Source organism: Thermosynechococcus sp. (assembly GCF_046299635.1).
Lineage (GTDB): Bacteria > Cyanobacteriota > Cyanobacteriia > Thermosynechococcales > Thermosynechococcaceae > Thermosynechococcus.
This window is the reverse complement of sequence record NZ_JBKBHV010000001.1, coordinates 145,492-162,632: the sequence shown is the minus strand read 5'-3', so window position 1 is coordinate 162,632 and position 17,141 is coordinate 145,492. Positions and strand designations below refer to the sequence as shown.

The 17,141-nt window shown below is 55.5% G+C and carries 15 protein-coding genes and 1 tRNA gene; 6 read left to right on the top strand and 10 right to left on the bottom strand.

The window, feature by feature from the left end; translation table 11 throughout:
• Positions 1-23 precede the first annotated feature (23 nt).
• Positions 24-1,295 (bottom strand): FAD-dependent hydroxylase, encoded by a 1,272-nt coding sequence (locus ACK4IR_RS00880; protein ID WP_409871343.1) that lies wholly within the window; start codon positions 1,293-1,295, stop codon positions 24-26.
• A 121-nt stretch (positions 1,296-1,416) separates the two neighbouring features.
• Here ACK4IR_RS00880 and ACK4IR_RS00875 point away from each other — a divergent pair, with 121 nt between their 5' ends.
• The gene (locus ACK4IR_RS00875) at positions 1,417-2,007 is read left to right on the top strand and encodes a DUF3318 domain-containing protein (RefSeq protein ID WP_409871340.1); all 591 of its coding nucleotides are present in this window, start codon (positions 1,417-1,419) and stop codon (positions 2,005-2,007) included.
• Here the strand turns inward: ACK4IR_RS00875 and ACK4IR_RS00870 are convergent.
• Both ACK4IR_RS00870 and trxA read right to left on the bottom strand, forming a co-directional pair.
• Positions 2,004-3,248: a DUF445 domain-containing protein gene (locus tag ACK4IR_RS00870; protein ID WP_409871337.1), complete on the bottom strand. Its 1,245-nt coding sequence runs from the start codon at positions 3,246-3,248 to the stop codon at positions 2,004-2,006. The two genes, ACK4IR_RS00875 and ACK4IR_RS00870, sit on opposite strands and share 4 nt — an antisense overlap.
• Before the next feature lie 39 nt (positions 3,249-3,287).
• Positions 3,288-3,602, bottom strand: a complete 315-nt coding sequence (gene trxA, locus ACK4IR_RS00865; protein ID WP_409871335.1) for a thioredoxin — start codon at positions 3,600-3,602, stop codon at positions 3,288-3,290.
• Positions 3,603-3,738: 136 nt separating this feature from the next.
• On the opposite strand from trxA, the gene ACK4IR_RS00860 reads away from it, so the two are divergent.
• A complete protein-coding gene (locus ACK4IR_RS00860; RefSeq protein ID WP_409871333.1) occupies positions 3,739-5,382 on the top strand; it encodes an ABC1 kinase family protein in 1,644 nt (547 codons plus the stop codon).
• Between the two features lie 4 nt (positions 5,383-5,386).
• On the opposite strand, the gene ACK4IR_RS00855 is transcribed toward ACK4IR_RS00860, so the two are convergent.
• Together ACK4IR_RS00855 and typA are read right to left on the bottom strand one after the other, a co-directional pair.
• Positions 5,387-5,671 carry a DUF3593 domain-containing protein gene (locus tag ACK4IR_RS00855; RefSeq protein ID WP_409871330.1) on the bottom strand — a complete coding sequence of 95 codons (285 nt, stop codon included), beginning with the start codon at positions 5,669-5,671 and terminating at the stop codon, positions 5,387-5,389.
• Positions 5,671-7,461 carry a translational GTPase TypA gene (gene typA / locus ACK4IR_RS00850; protein WP_409871327.1) on the bottom strand — a complete coding sequence of 597 codons (1,791 nt, stop codon included), beginning with the start codon at positions 7,459-7,461 and terminating at the stop codon, positions 5,671-5,673. Before typA ends, ACK4IR_RS00855 begins: the two co-directional genes overlap by 1 nt.
• A 136-nt stretch (positions 7,462-7,597) precedes the next feature.
• Here typA and ACK4IR_RS00845 point away from each other — a divergent pair, with 136 nt between their 5' ends.
• Positions 7,598-8,146 carry a cyclic nucleotide-binding domain-containing protein gene (locus ACK4IR_RS00845; protein ID WP_409871324.1) on the top strand — a complete coding sequence of 183 codons (549 nt, stop codon included), beginning with the start codon at positions 7,598-7,600 and terminating at the stop codon, positions 8,144-8,146.
• Positions 8,143-10,065, top strand: coding sequence for a sigma 54-interacting transcriptional regulator (locus ACK4IR_RS00840; RefSeq protein WP_409871321.1), 1,923 nt, complete (start codon positions 8,143-8,145; stop codon positions 10,063-10,065). Before ACK4IR_RS00845 ends, ACK4IR_RS00840 begins: the two co-directional genes overlap by 4 nt.
• Position 10,066: 1 nt before the next feature.
• Here the strand turns inward: ACK4IR_RS00840 and ACK4IR_RS00835 are convergent.
• Positions 10,067-10,148: transfer RNA gene (locus ACK4IR_RS00835), tRNA-Tyr, on the bottom strand.
• Between the two features lie 71 nt (positions 10,149-10,219).
• Entirely contained in the window at positions 10,220-10,720 is a 501-nt protein-coding gene (locus tag ACK4IR_RS00830) for a hypothetical protein (protein WP_409871318.1), read from the bottom strand.
• Positions 10,721-10,773: 53 nt separating this feature from the next.
• Here ACK4IR_RS00830 and ACK4IR_RS00825 point away from each other — a divergent pair, with 53 nt between their 5' ends.
• Complete coding sequence (locus ACK4IR_RS00825; protein WP_409871316.1) at positions 10,774-12,738, top strand: CHASE2 domain-containing protein; 1,965 nt, start codon at positions 10,774-10,776, stop codon at positions 12,736-12,738.
• On the opposite strand, the gene ACK4IR_RS00820 is transcribed toward ACK4IR_RS00825, so the two are convergent.
• The 3 genes from ACK4IR_RS00820 to ACK4IR_RS00810 form a co-directional block, all read right to left on the bottom strand.
• Positions 12,735-13,853 carry a geranylgeranyl reductase family protein gene (locus ACK4IR_RS00820; RefSeq protein WP_409871313.1) on the bottom strand — a complete coding sequence of 373 codons (1,119 nt, stop codon included), beginning with the start codon at positions 13,851-13,853 and terminating at the stop codon, positions 12,735-12,737. The two genes, ACK4IR_RS00825 and ACK4IR_RS00820, sit on opposite strands and share 4 nt — an antisense overlap.
• A gap of 104 nt (positions 13,854-13,957) precedes the next feature.
• The gene (locus ACK4IR_RS00815) at positions 13,958-14,113 is read right to left on the bottom strand and encodes a DUF2256 domain-containing protein (protein ID WP_409871310.1); all 156 of its coding nucleotides are present in this window, start codon (positions 14,111-14,113) and stop codon (positions 13,958-13,960) included.
• Positions 14,114-15,166 (bottom strand): CobW family GTP-binding protein, encoded by a 1,053-nt coding sequence (locus tag ACK4IR_RS00810; RefSeq protein ID WP_409871309.1) that lies wholly within the window; start codon positions 15,164-15,166, stop codon positions 14,114-14,116.
• 185 nt (positions 15,167-15,351) lie between these two features.
• Here ACK4IR_RS00810 and pyk point away from each other — a divergent pair, with 185 nt between their 5' ends.
• Complete coding sequence (pyk, locus tag ACK4IR_RS00805; protein WP_409871307.1) at positions 15,352-17,136, top strand: pyruvate kinase; 1,785 nt, start codon at positions 15,352-15,354, stop codon at positions 17,134-17,136.
• Positions 17,137-17,141: the final 5 nt, after the last annotated feature.

The window sequence follows — 17,141 nt, the reverse complement described above, 5'->3', positions numbered from 1 at the left end:
TTGAGATAATTGCGTAGAAAGTTTTAACGCGCTCTGGGGAGTTTACAATCGCTCGGCAAAGGCAGCAGGAGACCGGCCATAAACCGCAGCACCAGATGCTTGAGGGGGGAAACGGTTCGCAACAGCCACAAACCCCAGCGGCGCACCCCCACCACAGGCCACCACGCATTAGAAAAGAGCCGATTGAGCATATCGGTAAAGGCAAGGGTCAAGGCATTTTGCCACCAGCGTTGGCGGTGAAATTGCACCAAGGAAGGGCGATCGCCCAGTCTCTCAGAAGGAGTGGCGAGAATCTGTTGCGCCAGTGCCCAGACATCCCGCAGACCCAAGTTGAGCCCCTGACCTCCCACCGGATGACAGCGGTGAGCCGCATCGCCAATGACAACAAAGCGATCGCCGACGTAGGAACTGACCTGCATGAGTTGTGTGGGGAAAATAAAGCGATCGCTCACAGCGGTAATGTCGGCCATCTGTGGGTCAAGATAGGGCTGGAGTTTCGCTAAAAAGGCGCGATCGTCGAGGGCAGCAACGGCTTGCGCCTCTGGGTGGGGCAGCGTCCAAACCACCCGATAGCGATTTCTCGGTAGGGGTAGTACCCCCATGGGTCCTGTTGGCCAAAAGCGTTCATAGGCAATCACGGGTTGGGGATGGGTAACATCGAGGGTGGCCACCACACAGGACTGACCATACTGCCAGCCCTTGGGTTCAATGCCCATTTGCTGCCGCAGGGGAGACTTACCACCATCTGCCCCAACCACTAAACGTGTGGTCAAGTAAGCCACTTTGGGTGCGGCAGGGTCACCAGAGATCAGTGTCAACTCAGCGCGATCGCCCTTCACTTCGTTGGTCACCACCCGCCACGGGCAGTAGAACGTGACATTGTTAGCAGACTGTAAAACACTCTGCAGGGTCTCGGCGATCGCAGCGTGCTCACCCACATAACCAACGGCCTCTGTGCCCAAATCCTGCGGGGAAAAGCGAACGGTCAAAGGGGAGTGTCCATCGGAAAGTTGCACTACCTCAAAGGGCTGCACATGGGGTAGCAGCTTGTCCCACACCCCTATCCACTCAAAGAAGTAACGAGACACTTGGTGCAGGGCGTAGGCTTGGCCTTTCGTGTTTTCCGGCGCGTAGGGGGTGGCCTCAATGAGGGCGATCGCTAGCCCACTGTGGCGTAGAGCACAGGCCAAACTCAGACCCACAATCCCCGCACCTACAATCGCTACATCTACGGCGGGCAGCTCTTGAGGAGAAGCAATTCGCGATTGTTTTGAAGGTACAAAGGCCGATGTCATCACCATTTTGATTCGGGCACAAAAAACACATGCTTCTCTAATTCTAAGGAACTCAGAAGATTGCAGGAAAGGTACGCTAATGGCAGACTAGGGGCAGAGAAACCATGGCGTAACTATCCCTATGACCCCAGAGGCTGAGATTCGTCGTCTGCTTGATCTAATGCCGGCATCGGCACGGATGCACTGCAAGTTGGTTTCTCGACCGCACCAAAGTCAAGTTCTGCGCTATCAGCCCGCTCTCCCTTGGGGCGATCGCCCCATTGAGATTAACTTTCGCCTGTGGCAGCAGCTGGATACCCCACAGCGGGATCTTCTCCTTCTGCGGGCGGTGGCATGGTTCGACACCACAGGTTTGATCAAACTTGACCTCTACCAAGGACTAACGGTGGCAGGCCTACTGGGGACGGTTTTACAAGTGGCTCAAGCAGACCCGGTGGGCATTTTGGTGGCGGGGGGGCTAACCACCTTGGCCGGACTTCAAGTGTGGCAAAATACGCGGGGCATTCCCGTGGAAGTGGCCGCCGATCGCCAAGCGTTGCAATTGGCCCAACGGCGCGGCTATAGTGAACAGGAAGCAGCCAAAGCCCTCCTTGCCGGCATTGTGCAGGTGGCCAAATTGGAACGCCGCCCCATCCTCGAGGTCACCGAACTGATTCGCTGCCAAAACCTGCGCCAGTTGGCGGGGGAATCGGAGATCAAGGTTCCGGTTTAGGGCGCTTGCAGACTTTGCCAGTACAAAAAGACTGCCTGTACGACCCCAATTAAAAAGCCGAGAATGCCCCCCAAGCGGACAATGGCTTGCAACTCACTGCGAACAATCCCTTGGATTGCCAGTTCCAGATTTTCCGGCGAAGTGGCCTTGACCCGATCCACAATCACCCGATCCAAATCCAAGATGGGGATGGCACGCTCAATAATCACTTCCATATCCCGTTCTAGATAGCGATCGAGCACCAACGCCAACTCGTCACTGACCACTTCCAAGGAGGCACCCAAACTTGCCGAATCTCGCAGTCGTCGCAAAATACTGAGGGAAATAGTTTCCCACTCTACGGTTTGACTAACGGCTTCAATGACACTAAAGCCCTGTTCTTGGATATAACTGCGCACCGTCTGCCGAAACAATTGCCGTAGCTCCCGCACTGTACCGAGGGGCAAACTTTGTAGGGTGATGTTTTGCAGTGCTTCCACCAAGCGTTGCCGCAGTGCCAATGCCGCGATTAATTCTCCGAGGCGACGGTTGCAGGCTTCCCGTTCATTGAGGCAATACTCCCGCAGGCGAATCAGCGTGTTGCGCACCCCCACAAGATTAGCCACAACCCAGTAGGTGCCGCTGGTGTGTTGCCGCAGCTCTTGATCGAGGACGTTGATTGTGCGATCGGTGAGAAAGTCAATAATGGCCAGTCGCAGGCGATCGGGGGGCAGGATCACCGACAGCAGCCAATCTGCCAGTTTCTCTGCCTGCTCCTCAGTCAGTTGCAGTTCCACCAAAACTTGATCGAAAAGTTGATTGAGTTGCAGCTCCAAAAAATCTTCCCGCCGCGACCACACTTTAATCAAACGGGGTAAGGCACCACCAAAAAAATCCCGCAAAATATTGGCCAAGACTTGCGCCGATCGCTGTTCACTCTGCTCTTGGATTTGGCTGAGGCTGGTTTGGAGAAGCCAATGGATGACCGCCTTTACCCGTTGCACTTGTAACAGACGCCGCGCTAAGTTTTGCAGCTCCTCCGGAGTCAGCAGAGACCCTAGAATGGCATCGGCGATACGCCGCGCCAGCCGCTCTTGATTGCGGGGAATGAGACCGGGGGTAAAAGGGAGGGGCTTACCGCCGACATAAATCGGCTTGTAGGGACGAAAGAGCATTGTAATGGCTAAATCGTTCGTAAAGTAGCCGATGACGCCCCCCGCCAACGGTGGTACGAGCAATGTCCAATAGCTAATCTGGGCCAATCCTGATTGATTCCTCAAACAGCCTGCTTTTGAAGCATTTTATAGGCGGCGAATGGCATCAATAAGCACCTCTGGCGGTTGAACCCCTTCCCAGCGCCGCACTTCACGACCCCGGTGGAAGAGAATCAAGGTGGGCAGCGCTTGAACATGGTACTGACTTGACAGTTGGGGATAGCGCTCCGAGTCAATTTTGACCACCTCAACGCCCGATTTCAAGACTTGCTTGACCTGCTCTAAAATCGGTGCCATCATGCGGCAGGGGCCACACCAGTCGGCATAAAAGTCAACGAGGAGAGGCTTCTCTGTAGTGGCGAGAAGATCGCTGAAGCTACTAAATTGACGTGTTGTCGCCATAGGAGATTCCGATCAGGACTCTATCCTCATCATAGACACGGCAAAGGGAATCGGCGAAAGGAGAGCGCTGCCGCTCCGAATGCTCCTGAAAAAGGGAGTATTGTTGAGGTTGGCACTGTATTGTGATTGCTGCTGCATGCTGGTGACTGCCTTGCCCTATCGTCCAAGTCGCTGGCTGCTGTTGCGCCGTGTGAGTCAAATTCTGGGGGTGTTGGGGCGCTTTGGCAGTCAACTGTTGTGGGACTCTGTTTGGCGGCGGAGCGATCGCGCCCAGGCTCAACGTGCCCGCTGGCTGGTGCAGCAATTACTGGTGTTAGGGCCGACCTTTATTAAAATCGGTCAATTTCTCTCAACGCGGTTTGATCTGTTGCCCCCCGCCTATATTGAGGCCCTCAGGAAACTTCAAGATCAGGTGCCTCCCTTTGACTCGCGGCTGGCGATCGCCCTCATTGAGGAGCACTTGGGGCAGTCCCTTGAGGATCTCTATGCCACATTTGATCCCAAACCCCTTGCCGCCGCCAGTCTCGGCCAAGTCCATCGGGCAACCCTCCACAGTGGGGAGGAGGTGGTGGTGAAGGTGCAACGGCCGCACCTAGAGGCACAACTTTATCTGGACTATCTCGCCATTGGGCAACTGATTCGCTGGGGCGATCGCTGGCTTCCCTTCTTGCGCCCCTATGCCCTTCAGGAGGTCTATGAGGAGTTTTTCAGTATCCTGCTGCGGGAAATTGATTACGTTCAGGAGGGGCAAAACGCCGATCGCTTTCGGGCCAACTTTGCCCAAGACCCCCATATTCGCGTCCCCAAAATTTATTGGACGCACACCTGCCGCTACGTCCTGACGATGGAGTATCTTCCCGGCATTCGCATTGACCATCGCGCCGCTCTCGAAGCCTTTGGCCTGAATCCCCAAGTGATCAACCAGCGGGGGATTTGCTGCTATTTGAAGCAGTTATTGATTGATGGCTTCTTCCACGCCGATCCGCATCCGGGGAACTTGGCGGTAAGCAAGGAAGGCGATCTCATCTTCTATGACTACGGCATGATGACGGAAATCCCTGCCCTTAGTCGGCAGCAGATGGTGCAAACCTTTTTTGCTGTGCTCCAAAAGGATAGCGATCGCGTGATTGCGGCTCTGATGGAACTGGGGCTGTTAATCCCCGTCACCGACAGAGTGCCCCTCCAACGGATTATGCAGTTGATTTTGGATCGATTTACTGAGCGGCCTGTGGATTTAACCGCCTTTAAGGAATTGCAACAGGAGGTCTATGCCCTTTTTGAGCAGCAGCCTTTTCGCTTACCTGCGAAGATGACCTACATTCTCAAGTCACTGACCACCCTCGATGGCATTGCCCGCAGCTTAGACCCTGAGTACAACCTCAGTGCGGCGGCCCAACCTTTTGTTAAGCAATTGCTGCAGCACTCACGGGGAAGCTGGCGAGACTTCCTTCAGCACACCCAAACCCTCCTCAACCGGCGGCTCCAGCAGCCGAGTCGAGTGGAAGTGCGGCTGCAACAGTTAGAGGGTCGCTTGGCCCGTGGGGAACTGCAATTGTCGGTGCGCAATCCTACACTGGAGCGGCAACTGCGGCGCATTGAGCGTTTGTTGGTCTGTTTGGTATATCTGGGAGTGGCCGGTTTTACCCTTTTGGCAGGGGCAATGTTGTGGTCAGCCAACGCCCTGGGGGGGGCGATCGCCCTCTTTACCGTAGCAGCCCTAGCGGGGCTGGCCTTGCTGCGCAGTTTGGTGCGCTTTCTTTGGTTGTGCCGCTACCGATAGAAAACTAGGGGGAAGGGTTCCTGAGGGCACGGCGAAAGCCCAAGGCAATGAGGATATTGGCCAAGGTGAGGAAGAATTCTGCTCCCCCATGCAGCACATCCACATTGGCTAAGTTTGTTCCATAAACCTTTTGGGCATAGAGTCCTGCCGGAATGGTGACAGCCACAAATAGCAGCGTCCCATAGAAGCCAATGAGGGCTAAACGGGGCGTATTGGGGTTGCGGGTCATGAAGTACAAGAACCCCAAATAGGGAAACAGCGAGAGGGCAAAAAAGACATCCGTCAGCATTAGCGGCGGACTAGCTTCTTGCTCATTTTCCGCAGTCGGATGGATTTAGGCGTCACCTCCACCAGCTCATCGGGACCAATGTATTCCAGTGCCCGCTCTAGGCTCATTTCCACCGGTGCTTGCAGCTGCACCAGTTCATCCCCTGTTGAGGAGCGGAAGTTCGTGAGTTGTTTGGCTTTGCAGACATTGATCTCAAGGTCTTGAGGACGGTTGTGCTCACCGACAATCATGCCCTTATAGACTTTGGTGCCGGGGGTAATGAAAAAGACACCCCGATCTTCGGCGTTTTTCAGGGCATAGAAGGTGGCCGTGCCCTCCTCACAGGCAATTAAGACACCGTTGCGCCGGGTGCTGATTTCCCCTGCCAAGGGGCGGTAGTCCAAAAAGCTGTGGTTCATAATCCCTTCGCCGCGCGTTAGGCGCATAAATTCGCCCCGGAAACCAATGAGACCCCGCGCCGGAATCACAAACTCCAGTTGAGTCCGACCATTGCTCCCCACCTGCATATCCTGCATTTCGCCGCGTCGCTGGCCGAGGCGCTCAATACAGCCGCCCACCGCTTCATCGGGAACATCAAGCACTAAGCATTCGTAGGGTTCGCAGGGCTGGCCATTGACTTCCCGATAGATCACCTGGGGCTGAGACACTTGGAATTCGTAGCCTTCGCGGCGCATCGTTTCAATGAGAATGCCAAGGTGCAATTCCCCCCGACCCGAAACGGCAAAGCGATCGGGGGAGTCGGTTTCCTCAACCCGCAGCGCCACGTTGGTTTCCAGTTCCCGAAACAGGCGATCGCGCAATTGCCGCGAGGTGACAAAGGTGCCCTCCTGTCCGGCAAAGGGGGAGTCGTTCACCGCAAATGTCATTTGCAGCGTCGGTTCATCCACCTTAATTAGGGGCAGAGCTTGAGGGTTGTTGGGGTCGGTGATGGTTTCGCCAATGTTGGCATCACTAAAGCCGGCGATCGCCACGATATTGCCGGCACTGGCCGCGTCCAATTCAATCCGCTTTAGTCCCTCAAAGCCCAAGAGTTTAGTAATCTTTGCCTTAACAATTTGGCCGTTATCCTTGACTAAAACCGCCTGCTGCCCGACTTGCACCGTACCGTTGTGAATTTTGCCAATGACAATCCGCCCTAGGTAGTCTGAATAATCTAGGGTCGTCACCTGAAGTTGCAGGGGCGCATCGGGATTGCCCACCGGCGGCGGAATATGGCGGACAATGGCCTCAAAGAGGGGCTGCATATCCTTGCCCTCCTCATCCAGATCGGTTTTGGCATAGCCCGCCAAGCCGGAGGCAAACAGATAGGGAAACTCGCACTGATCGTCATCCGCCCCCAGTTCAATAAATAAATCCAACACCTTATCAATGGCCTTGTAGGGTTCGGCCTGCGGCCGGTCAATTTTGTTCACAACCACAATCGGGCGCAGACCTTTTTCAAGAGCTTTTTTGAGGACAAAGCGCGTTTGCGGCATCGGCCCTTCGTTGGCATCCACAATCAGCAGACAGCCCTCCACCATGCCCAGGACGCGCTCCACTTCACCGCCGAAATCGGCGTGGCCGGGGGTATCCACAATGTTGATCGTCAAGTCTTTGTAGCGAACCGCCGTATTCTTGGCCAGAATCGTAATGCCACGCTCCCGCTCCAGATCGTTGGAGTCCATCACGCACTCGGGAATGTCCTCCCCTTCACGAAAGGTACCCGACTGGCGCAATAGGGCATCCACCAGCGTGGTCTTCCCATGATCAACGTGGGCGATAATGGCAACATTACGAATCGGCAGACTCATAGGGACTTCCTGCGTTTTTTATAGAGCATTGAGGAGTGTGACAAACCTTTACAATCCTAGCGCAGGTTGGTAAAGGAACTGAGCCGTAGGATAGGAGGTGTTTCCTATTAACCCGTTTTGTTGGGGGGTGCCCTCCATGGCCGATCGCCTGAGTTGGCTGCAAACCCATACTCCCCTGAGATCCCTTTCTTTGGCAGCATTAGAGGCGATCGCTGCTGCCCTGCGCACAGAAGCCATTGCTGCCAATCGCCGTATTGTCCTTGAGGACACGCCGGTAACACAGCTCATCATCCTGCGATCAGGAGAATTGGAGGCCTACCACACTACCCGCGATCGCCCCGCTCCAGTGACAACCCTTCTACCGGGAACGGTCTTGCACTGGCCAGAATTGGTACTGGAGCAACGGGCACCGCAAACGGTAATTACCCTAACAGACTGTGAACTGTGGACACTGCCACGTGAGGTGTTTGCCCCACTGGCAGCTCAATTTCCTGGACTCCGTCAACAGGTGTCGCAGCAGTTACAAAGTGCCCTCAGTGATCTTGCCCATGAGCAGGAGCGGCAAGCGGTGTTGCGTCCCTATCTTGTGCCGCGCGTGAAACAGGGAATTGTCGGCAGTAGCCGCTATGCCGTGCGCTTACGCCAAGGGATCAAGGAGGCCGCAAGCGATCGCCGCCGGTATTGATTTTTGGTGAACCGGGGCTGGAAAAAGATAACATTGCTGCTCTCATTCATTATGGCTCTGGCGATCGCCGCCAACCCCTGATTCGCTTTAACTGTGGCACCTTATCCGCCAATGGGGCAGAACTCTTTGGCAAACTCACGAAACCCGGCCTCCTCGACTGGCTGGCAGAGGGCACCTTGATCCTCAACAATGTCCATGAATGGCCTACTCACCTTTATCCGCAACTGCGTCGCCTTGTGGCCGAACAGACCTATGAACCCGTGGCGGAGACCCCTGTCCCTCCGCGCCGCTTTCCGGGGCGACTGATCCTAATTGCCGAAAAGAAAGACTGTGATTGCCAAGATTTGGCGCGCTATCAAATTAAAGTGCCGCCGTCGCGGGTGACAAAAGCCGATATTGAAGCCCTAGTGAATTACTATATTGCCCTCTACTGTCGGCAACGGGGCATTCCTAAGCCTCGCGTTACCCCCGAAGCCCTTCGACGGCTGCAAAGTTATGATTTTCCTGGCAATCTGCGGGAGTTGGCGAGTCTGGTGGAGCGTGCCCTTGTCCAAGCAGAGGGCGCAGAATTGCTCACAGAAGAAGTCTTTTGGCCGGAGCGATCGCGCCAACGGCGATTTCGGTGGAACCTGCTCAATGCCTATCCCCAATTGCGTGCCTTGTTACGCAGTCCGTGGTGGCTCGATCGCCTGAACTATGGCCTGACCCTTTGGCTTTTTCCCCTAGTTGTCGCCATTGGCCTATGGGAGCCACAGGATCGCCAACATAATTTTACCCTGAACCTTTTCTGGGCGTGGTGGTGGCCGGTCTCATTGTTGATCTTTCCCTTTTTGGGGCGCATTTGGTGTGCGGTTTGCCCCTTTATGATCTACGGCGAAGTGCTGCAAACACTGTCTTTGAAGATTTGGCCTCGGAAGCTGCGCTCTTGGCCGCGTCAACTGGCCGAACGCTGGGGGGGCTGGGTGATCTTTGGCCTCTTTGCTGTGATTCTGTTGTGGGAGGAACTCTGGGATTTACCCAATACTGCCTATCTATCCAGTTGGCTGCTGATCTTGATTACAGCGGGAGCGGTAATTTTTTCCCAGCTCTATGAGCGTCGCTTTTGGTGCCGCTATCTCTGTCCTATCGGGGGTATGAATGGCCTCTTTGGCAAGCTCTCTATCATTGAATTGCGAGCGCAACAAGGAGTCTGTGCTGCCAGTTGCCAGACCTATCAGTGCTACAAAGGAGGCCCCGCCCTTGGGGAAGGTCAAGAAACGGGGGGCTGTCCCGTCTATTCCCATCCCGCTCAACTCACGGATAACCGTAATTGCGTTTTGTGTATGACCTGTCTTAAGGCCTGTCCCCATCGCTCGGTGGAAGTGAATCTGCGTCCCCCAGCCATCGATCTGTGGACAAGTCATGAAGCTACGGCGGCGGAAGTTTGCCTACTCTTTTTGCTCTTGGGGGCGGTGGTGTTGCACCGTTTACCGCTGCTTTTGGCATGGCTAGGACTTGCAGAGGCCAATTTTGGCGTGCAGGGAATGATTGCGGTGGTGGCGCTAGCGCTGCCGGGACTTTTGGCATGGGATTGGCATCAGATACAACGACAAGGTACAGTGCCCTTTGTGCGCTTGGCCTATGGGTATTTGCCCTTGGTGCTGGGTGCCAATTTGGCCTATTATTTGCCCCTTGGTCTGGGGGAGGCAGGTCGGTTGTTGCCCGTAACGTTTGCAACCTTTGGCCTCGATGGCACCGGTTTACCCAGTTGGCAAGCCCATCCAGCGGTGATCGGGTTCCTACAAACGACCACACTGGTCGTGAGTACCCTTGCCAGTTTGCTCCTCAGTCAAAAGATTACGCGATCGCCCCTGCGACAGATGTGGCATCCTTGGCTAGGCATTATCGCTCTTGCTTGGGGAATTGCCTATTTGCTCTAGATGGGCCGGGCTGGATTCGAACCAGCGTAGGCATAGCCAACGGATTTACAGTCCGCCCCCATTAACCACTCGGGCACCGACCCTTTCACTGCGGTTCTTCAGTATATCACATCAAGAGGGGGACTTGCGCTTCCCGTTTGCAGAAAGCCATTTTCTACTCCTCAAGGGTGTAGCTTTGCAGGTTTTCGAGGGGTTGTGCTTTGAGGAGACGTTCGGCACGGCGAATCTCGCTATCGTTGCCTTGAATCAGGATTAAGTATTTGCCTCGCTGCAATCGCTTTTCAAAGGGGATGCCGGACTTGCCTGTAATCACCACTTGCAGGCCACCACCTACGGTGAGACTACCTAGAGCGCCGGCGATCGCCCCCAACAGACCCCCCAAAAGACTATTATTCAGGCGATCCAGCATTGGCAGAATGTCAATTTGAGTCGCTTGGTTAAAGGTAAAACCGGCAAAGAAGCCAAAGGGAACCAGCCAGATCAGCATGCGTTGCATTTGCCGGCGGGCGACTTGAAAGGGATCGATGAGTCCCAACTCTGACCACTGTTTGTAGCCTCGACCCAAAAGGGCTACTTTCTCCATGGGGAAACCGTCCTTTTCAAGCTGGGTATAAACGGCCTCGGCCTGGAGGCGATCGCCCAATGTCGCGACCAAGTAATTTTTCATAGCGATAGGATGAAGGAAATCTTCGGCTTGCCTGCAAAGCTATGCTCCCCCTATTGTCCCACTTTCGCCGCACCTTTGCGGAGCTAAACCTAATTGTCGTGGCCGGTGCTGTAGCCAGCACCGTTGTGATTGCAATTCGTCAAGTCGGTGGGCTACAGCCTTTGGAATTGGGTGCCTACGATCGCCTGATGCAACTGCGTCCCATGCCCGGCCCGGATCCGCGACTATTGGTGGTGGCAGTGACCGAAGACGATATTCAACGCTACCGCACCCTCTCACTGCCGGATTGGGTTTATGCCCAAGTTTTCCAAAAACTCCTTAAACATCAGCCCCGCGCCATTGGCTTGGATATTTACCGCGATTTTCCCGTCCCGCCGGGACATGAGGAGCTAAACCGCCTGTGGCTGAATTCCGATCGCCTCTTTGCTGTCACCAAACTGGGGGATGGTACTCAGCCGACAATTCGCCCGCCCGCTGCCCTCAGCCCCGATCAAGTGGGGTTTAACGATATCACCGTTGATGCCGGTGGCATTGTCCGCCGCAGTTTACTGTTTTTACCAGACGATCAGGGGAATACGCTTTACTCCTTCTCCTTGCGGCTGGCACTGCGCTATCTGGCGGATGAGGGAATTGAGCCGCAGGGCAGTGAGGCAGATCCGCATGTGATGCAGTTGGGGCAAAGTGTCTTTACGCCCCTGCAACCCAATGATGGCGGCTACGTAGGGGCCGATACGGCAGGCTACCAGGTCATGCTCAACTATCGCGGCGATCAGCGGGCGGTGACGTGGGTGCCCCTTGAGGATGTGCTGATGGAGAGAGTGCCGCCGGAATTGATTCGCGATCGCGTGATTCTCATCGGCAACATTGCCGAAAGCGGCAAGGACTTTTTCTACACTCCCTTTAGTTCCGGGCTGCGGGACAATCAGCGCATGGCGGGGGTGTTTATCCACGCCCAAATGGTGGGGCAATTCATTGATGCGGGCTTGGGCGATCGCGCCGTCATTTGGTTTTGGCCCGACGGTGTTGAGAATGCTTGGATTATTCTTTGGGCATTGATTGGTGCCATCTTGGCTTGGCGAATACGTCATCCTGTTGCCCTAGGGACGGCGGTGGGAACAGCGCTGTTGATGCTGCTGCTCACCTGTTATGGCCTATTCCTCAAATTGGGGTGGGTTCCCCTTGTGCCGCCGGTATTGACACTCCTCCTTGCCAGTGGTGGGGTAGTCACCTATAGGGCCCAGCAAGCCCAACAGCAACAGCAAATGGTGATGCGCCTCTTGGGTCAAAGCATCTCCCCGGAAATTGCTGCCGCCATGTGGGAACGGCGCGATGAACTCCTCAAGGATGGCAAGTTGCCCGGCCAGCGCCTGATTGCCACGCTGCTTTTTACCGACTTAAAGGGGTTTAGCACCATTTCTGAAGGCATGGAACCGGAGGAACTCTTTCACTGGCTCAACACCTATCTGGAACGAGTGGCGGATGTGGTGCAAAGGTACCACGGCGTGATTAATAAGTTCACCGGGGATGGCATTATGGCCGTGTTTGGCGTGCCCATTAAACGCACCAGCCGCGAAGGTATTGCCATTGATGCCCGCAATGCGGTGGATTGTGCCCTAGCTTTGGGAGAACTGCTGGCGGAACTCAATCGCGAATGGGCGGCTCAAGGGCTACCCCAGGTGATGATGCGGGCAGGCATCTATACAGGCCCAATTGTTGTGGGCAGTCTCGGTAGCAAGAACCGCCTCGAGTACGGAGTGATCGGTGACAGTGTGAATACGGCCTCGCGCCTTGAGAGTGTGGATAAGCACCGTCAGCCTAGCCTCTGTCGCATTTTAGTGGCTCAGGAAACATTAGAGTACTTGGGCGATCGCTACGAGGTCGAGGCATGGGGGCCGTTGGAACTCAAGGGCAAAGAGCGCAAGATTCAAGTGTTTCGTATTCTCGGCGTCCGCAAAGGGCTGGCGATCGCCCCCACCCAGCCGACGGCCATTGAACTGGAGATCTAGCGCCCAGGAATTAGGGAGCGGCTCAGGCGTTGGATGGCGCGGCCGGCAATATCGCGATAGCGCAATTCACCACAGAGAACTTGACCCAGCCGCTGGGTGGCGGAGGGACGTTTTAGAGCTAGGCGATAGCCCACCCCCGGCATGCGATGGAAGAGACCGGCAAGGCGCTGTGCCCAGACTAAGTCCGTTCCCCATTCCTCCTGCAAGGTTTTGCTGTAGGTGGCCAAGGCATCCGCTTCCCCCCCAAGGGCTGCATCAATAGCTTCAGCAGCACGCATGCCACTGTAGAGGGCAGGACGAATTCCCTCGGCGGACAAAGGATCTACTAGGCCAGCTGCTTCACCTACTAAAAGGCCATGGGAGGTATGCAGGGGCTGCTGCCCTTCCCACACACACAGGGGATGGGAGTGAACGGTACAGTCGGCAAGGGACAGCCCATAGGCAGCGCAATACTGTTGCAAAATCGGTTCCCAGTTAGGGCGATCGCTTCCCCGCACAACGGCAACCCCCACCGTGCGCCGATCTCCCCTGGGGAAACTCCAGAGGTAGCCATTTTTCACAAGGCCAAATTCAAAATGCGCCGCGCGATCGCCGGGGGGGTTGGGCACAGTCATCACCGCCGCCGTGCGCCCGACTTTGGGCTTAAACCCCAGCCACCGAGCGGTTTGACTCTTGGCACCATCGGCAGCAATAAGATACCGCCCGCCATAGGTTGCGGTTGCCGTGTGAACCTGCCAGTGATCTTCTTGGAACGTGATTCCTGTAACTTCCGTCTGATCCGCTACAACCGCACCTTTTTGTTGTGCCTGCTGCAAGAGGTAGTGATCAAACACGGCGCGATCGACAATCCAGATAGGTTCGGGAATGCTCAACTCGGCTTCCACGGCGTCCTTGAGCTGCCAACTGTAGCGCACCGTGCGGGTGGTATCGGCAATGGCGGGTTGAAAGTCAAAATCAAACCATTGGCCAACTGCCGGTGAAACGCCCCCTGTACAGGGTTTAAGGCGAGGGAGGGCGGCTTTTTCGAGGACTAGAACCGAACGCTGGCGCCGTGCCAGATGATAGGCAGCCGCACCGCCTGCCGCACCACCCCCAACGATAATGCAGTCGTACATTCCTGCGATGGCGCCTCCCTTTGCTTAAATGGATACAAACTGCCGCTAGCGTATCAGAATTTGCTTCCCTTTATTTCAACTTGTTTCAACCCGACTACCAGCAGTTACTGGGAGGGCCGGGAACGGCGGCGCCGGCAGCGCTCGGAACAGTACTTGACCTCCTGCCAACAATCGGCCCACTTTTTGCGCCACCGAAAAGGACGCCCGCAGACCGGGCAAATTTTGCTGGGGAAGTCGGCTTTGCGTCGTTGCTTGGCCATCTAGGCATCGGTTACACAGGCAGCCAACTGCGCCAGCAGCGTTTGATGATCCAAATTTTGGCCAATGAGAACCAGTTGATTTTTGCGATCGCCTCTCCAGTCCTCATCATCGAGGCTAAAGCGCTTACCACTCAAGTGGAAGATGTGGCGGCGGGGACTTTCCTTAAACCAAAGGATGCCCTTGGCGCGAAAGACGGTGTCCGGTAATTGGTGGTCAAGAAAATACCGGAATTTCCGCAGTTCAAAGGGGCGATCGCTCTGGAAAGAAACCGAGGTAAAGCCATCCTCCTCTAGGTGATTGGCGTGATGGTGGTGGTGATGATCATGATGTTCGTCACACCCCTGGTCGTGGTCGTGATCGTGGTGATCATGATGTTCGTGCTCGGCTTCGGGATGGAAGTAGCGATCGCTTTGAAACAGCCCCACACTGAGAATCAAGGGCAGCGGTACCTGCGCCTTCACCGTGCGAATGATCCGTGCCCCTTCCCGCATCTGGCGAATGCGGGTTTCCAATTCCTGGAGCCGTTCTTCGGTGACCAGATCGGCTTTATTCAGAAGAATAATGTCACCGTAGGCAATTTGGCTTTGGGCAGCGCTACTGTTGAACAAATCCAGACTGAAGTTCTCCGCATCCACCACCGTAATAATCGAATCCAGGCGGGTCAGGTCGCGCAAGTCAGTGCCTAAAAAGGTCAAAGCCACAGGCAGGGGATCCGCAAGGCCGGTCGTTTCCACCACCAAGTAGTCCACCTTATCGGGGCGTTCCAGAACCCGATACACGGCGTTAACAAGATCGTTGTTGATGGTGCAGCAGACGCAACCGTTGCTGAGTTCCACCATATCCTCTTCACTGGCCACCAAGAGCTGGTTATCAATGCCAATCTCCCCAAATTCATTGACCAAGACGGCCGTTTTCAGCCCCTCTTGATTCGTCAGGATATGGTTGAGAAGCGTTGTTTTGCCGCTGCCGAGAAATCCGGTAATAATCGTCACCGGCAGACCGTGCTTCAGTGCCTCCATATTAGTGCTTGCAGCAAGGGGAGAGGTCGTCATAGGCGGTGTGTCACGAGCGAGAATTGTTCTCAAATTATAGCCCCTGCAACTCGCTCAAGGAGCAAGCGATCGCTGTAGGCTAGAAACAAGAGTGCCTTTTCCTCAACAGCTGTTGCCGTCGCTCAACAAGATCGAGCGTTTCCCCAAATACGGTAACCTGTTGCAGCCTAGCGATTAAAGCTCCTATGTCTAATCAGCCCTTACAACGACGCACCAAAATTGTGGCCACCATCGGTCCGGCCGTCAGTCATCCCGATAAACTGCGGGCCATTATCCAAGCGGGAGCAACCACCCTGCGCCTGAATTTCTCCCATGGTACCCACGAGGATCACCAGCGCAGCATTCGCCTGATTCGCCAAATTTCCTACGAATTGGGTCAACCGGTGGGCATTTTGCAGGACTTGCAAGGCCCCAAAATTCGCCTCGGCAAGTTTGAACATGGCTCCATCTCCTTGAAGCGGGGCGATCGCTTTACCCTCACCAGCCGCCCGATCCTAGGCAATCAACACATTAGCGCGATTACCTATCCTCCCTTGGCGCAGGAGGTGCCGGTGGGTGCCACAATTTTGATCGATGATGGCCGGGTTGAGATGGTCGTGGAAGAAGTGGACAAGGAGGCCGGCGAACTTCACTGCCGAGTTGTGGTGGGGGGCACGCTGTCCAATGCCAAGGGTGTCAACTTTCCGGGGGTTTACCTCTCGATTAAGGCGCTCACCGAGAAAGACCGTGAAGACCTGATGTTTGGCCTCAATCAAGGGGTGGATTGGGTGGCTCTCAGCTTTGTGCGCAATCCCCAAGATGTGCTGGAAATCAAAGAACTCATTGCCAAGGCCGGGAAACAGGTGCCGGTGATTGCCAAAATTGAAAAGCATGAGGCGATCGAGCAAATGGATGCCATCCTCTCCCTCTGTGATGGCGTCATGGTGGCACGGGGTGATCTGGGGGTCGAATTGCCCGCCGAAGAGGTTCCCATTCTGCAAAAACGGCTGATTGCTGCCGCCAACCGCTTAGGCATCCCTGTGATTACCGCTACCCAAATGCTCGACAGCATGGTGAAAAGCCCCCGCCCCACTCGGGCAGAAATTTCCGATGTGGCCAATGCCATTCTCGACGGCACCGATGCGGTGATGCTCTCCAATGAAACGGCGATGGGAGACTATCCGGTGGAGGCGGTGAAGATGATGGCCACCATTGCCGCCCGCATTGACAACCAACCCCAACTGCGGCAGCCGCCCCTTGCGGATCCTGTGGGGGTGCGTTCGATTCCCAATGCCATTAGTCAAGCGGTGGGACAAGTGGCGGCACAGCTTCATGCCAAAGCCATCATTACTCAAACCAAGAGCGGCGCTACAGCCCGTAATGTCTCCAAGTTTCGTCCCCAAATTCCGATTTTGGCAGCCACACCCCATATCGAGGTGGCACGGCGCTTGCAGTTAGTCTGGGGGGTAGAACCACTGCTGACCTTGGATCATCCCTCGATGCGGCAGTCGTTTCAGGCAGCCATCAATGCGGCGCAAGAGCGAGGGTTCCTAGAGGAGGGAGATCTGGTGGTGATGACTGCCGGCACACTCCAAGGGGTCTCCGGTTCCACAGACATGATCAAGGTGGAACTTGTCACCTCGGTGATGGGACGGGGCTGTGGCATTGGCCATGGGTCGGTGAGTGGTCCGGCGCGGGTGGTGCGTGAAGGAATGCCGGTGCGCACGTTTAATAGTGGCGAGATTTTGGTGGCCGAGCGCACCAGTGCTGAACTGGTGGAAGCCATTCGCAAAGCGGCAGGTATTATTACCGAAGAAGACAGCCTGACCAGCCATGCGGCAGTTTTGGGATTGCGGCTGGGAATTCCCGTGATTGTGGGGGTTAAAAATGCCACCCGCCTGATCCGAGAAGGCACGATTCTGACAATGGACGTGGAGCGGGGCTTGATCTATTCCGGTGCCCGCAATGGGGTCGAGCGATCGCCGGAGTAAACGAG

Excerpts from the sequence above, each read along its gene's own strand:
- ACK4IR_RS00880 (WP_409871343.1), bottom strand. The coding sequence starts at position 1,295 with ATGACATCGGCCTTTGTACCTTCAAAACAATCGCGAATTGCTTCTCCT.
- ACK4IR_RS00875 (WP_409871340.1), top strand. The coding sequence starts at position 1,417 with ATGACCCCAGAGGCTGAGATTCGTCGTCTGCTTGATCTAATGCCGGCA.
- trxA (WP_409871335.1), bottom strand. The coding sequence starts at position 3,602 with ATGGCGACAACACGTCAATTTAGTAGCTTCAGCGATCTTCTCGCCACT.
- ACK4IR_RS00860 (WP_409871333.1), top strand. The coding sequence starts at position 3,739 with ATGCTGGTGACTGCCTTGCCCTATCGTCCAAGTCGCTGGCTGCTGTTG.
- ACK4IR_RS00855 (WP_409871330.1), bottom strand. The coding sequence starts at position 5,671 with ATGCTGACGGATGTCTTTTTTGCCCTCTCGCTGTTTCCCTATTTGGGG.
- typA (WP_409871327.1), bottom strand. The coding sequence starts at position 7,461 with ATGAGTCTGCCGATTCGTAATGTTGCCATTATCGCCCACGTTGATCAT.
- ACK4IR_RS00845 (WP_409871324.1), top strand. The coding sequence starts at position 7,598 with ATGGCCGATCGCCTGAGTTGGCTGCAAACCCATACTCCCCTGAGATCC.
- ACK4IR_RS00825 (WP_409871316.1), top strand. The coding sequence starts at position 10,774 with ATGCTCCCCCTATTGTCCCACTTTCGCCGCACCTTTGCGGAGCTAAAC.
- ACK4IR_RS00820 (WP_409871313.1), bottom strand. The coding sequence starts at position 13,853 with ATGTACGACTGCATTATCGTTGGGGGTGGTGCGGCAGGCGGTGCGGCT.
- ACK4IR_RS00815 (WP_409871310.1), bottom strand. The coding sequence starts at position 14,113 with ATGGCCAAGCAACGACGCAAAGCCGACTTCCCCAGCAAAATTTGCCCG.
- ACK4IR_RS00810 (WP_409871309.1), bottom strand. The coding sequence starts at position 15,166 with ATGACGACCTCTCCCCTTGCTGCAAGCACTAATATGGAGGCACTGAAG.
- pyk (WP_409871307.1), top strand. The coding sequence starts at position 15,352 with ATGTCTAATCAGCCCTTACAACGACGCACCAAAATTGTGGCCACCATC.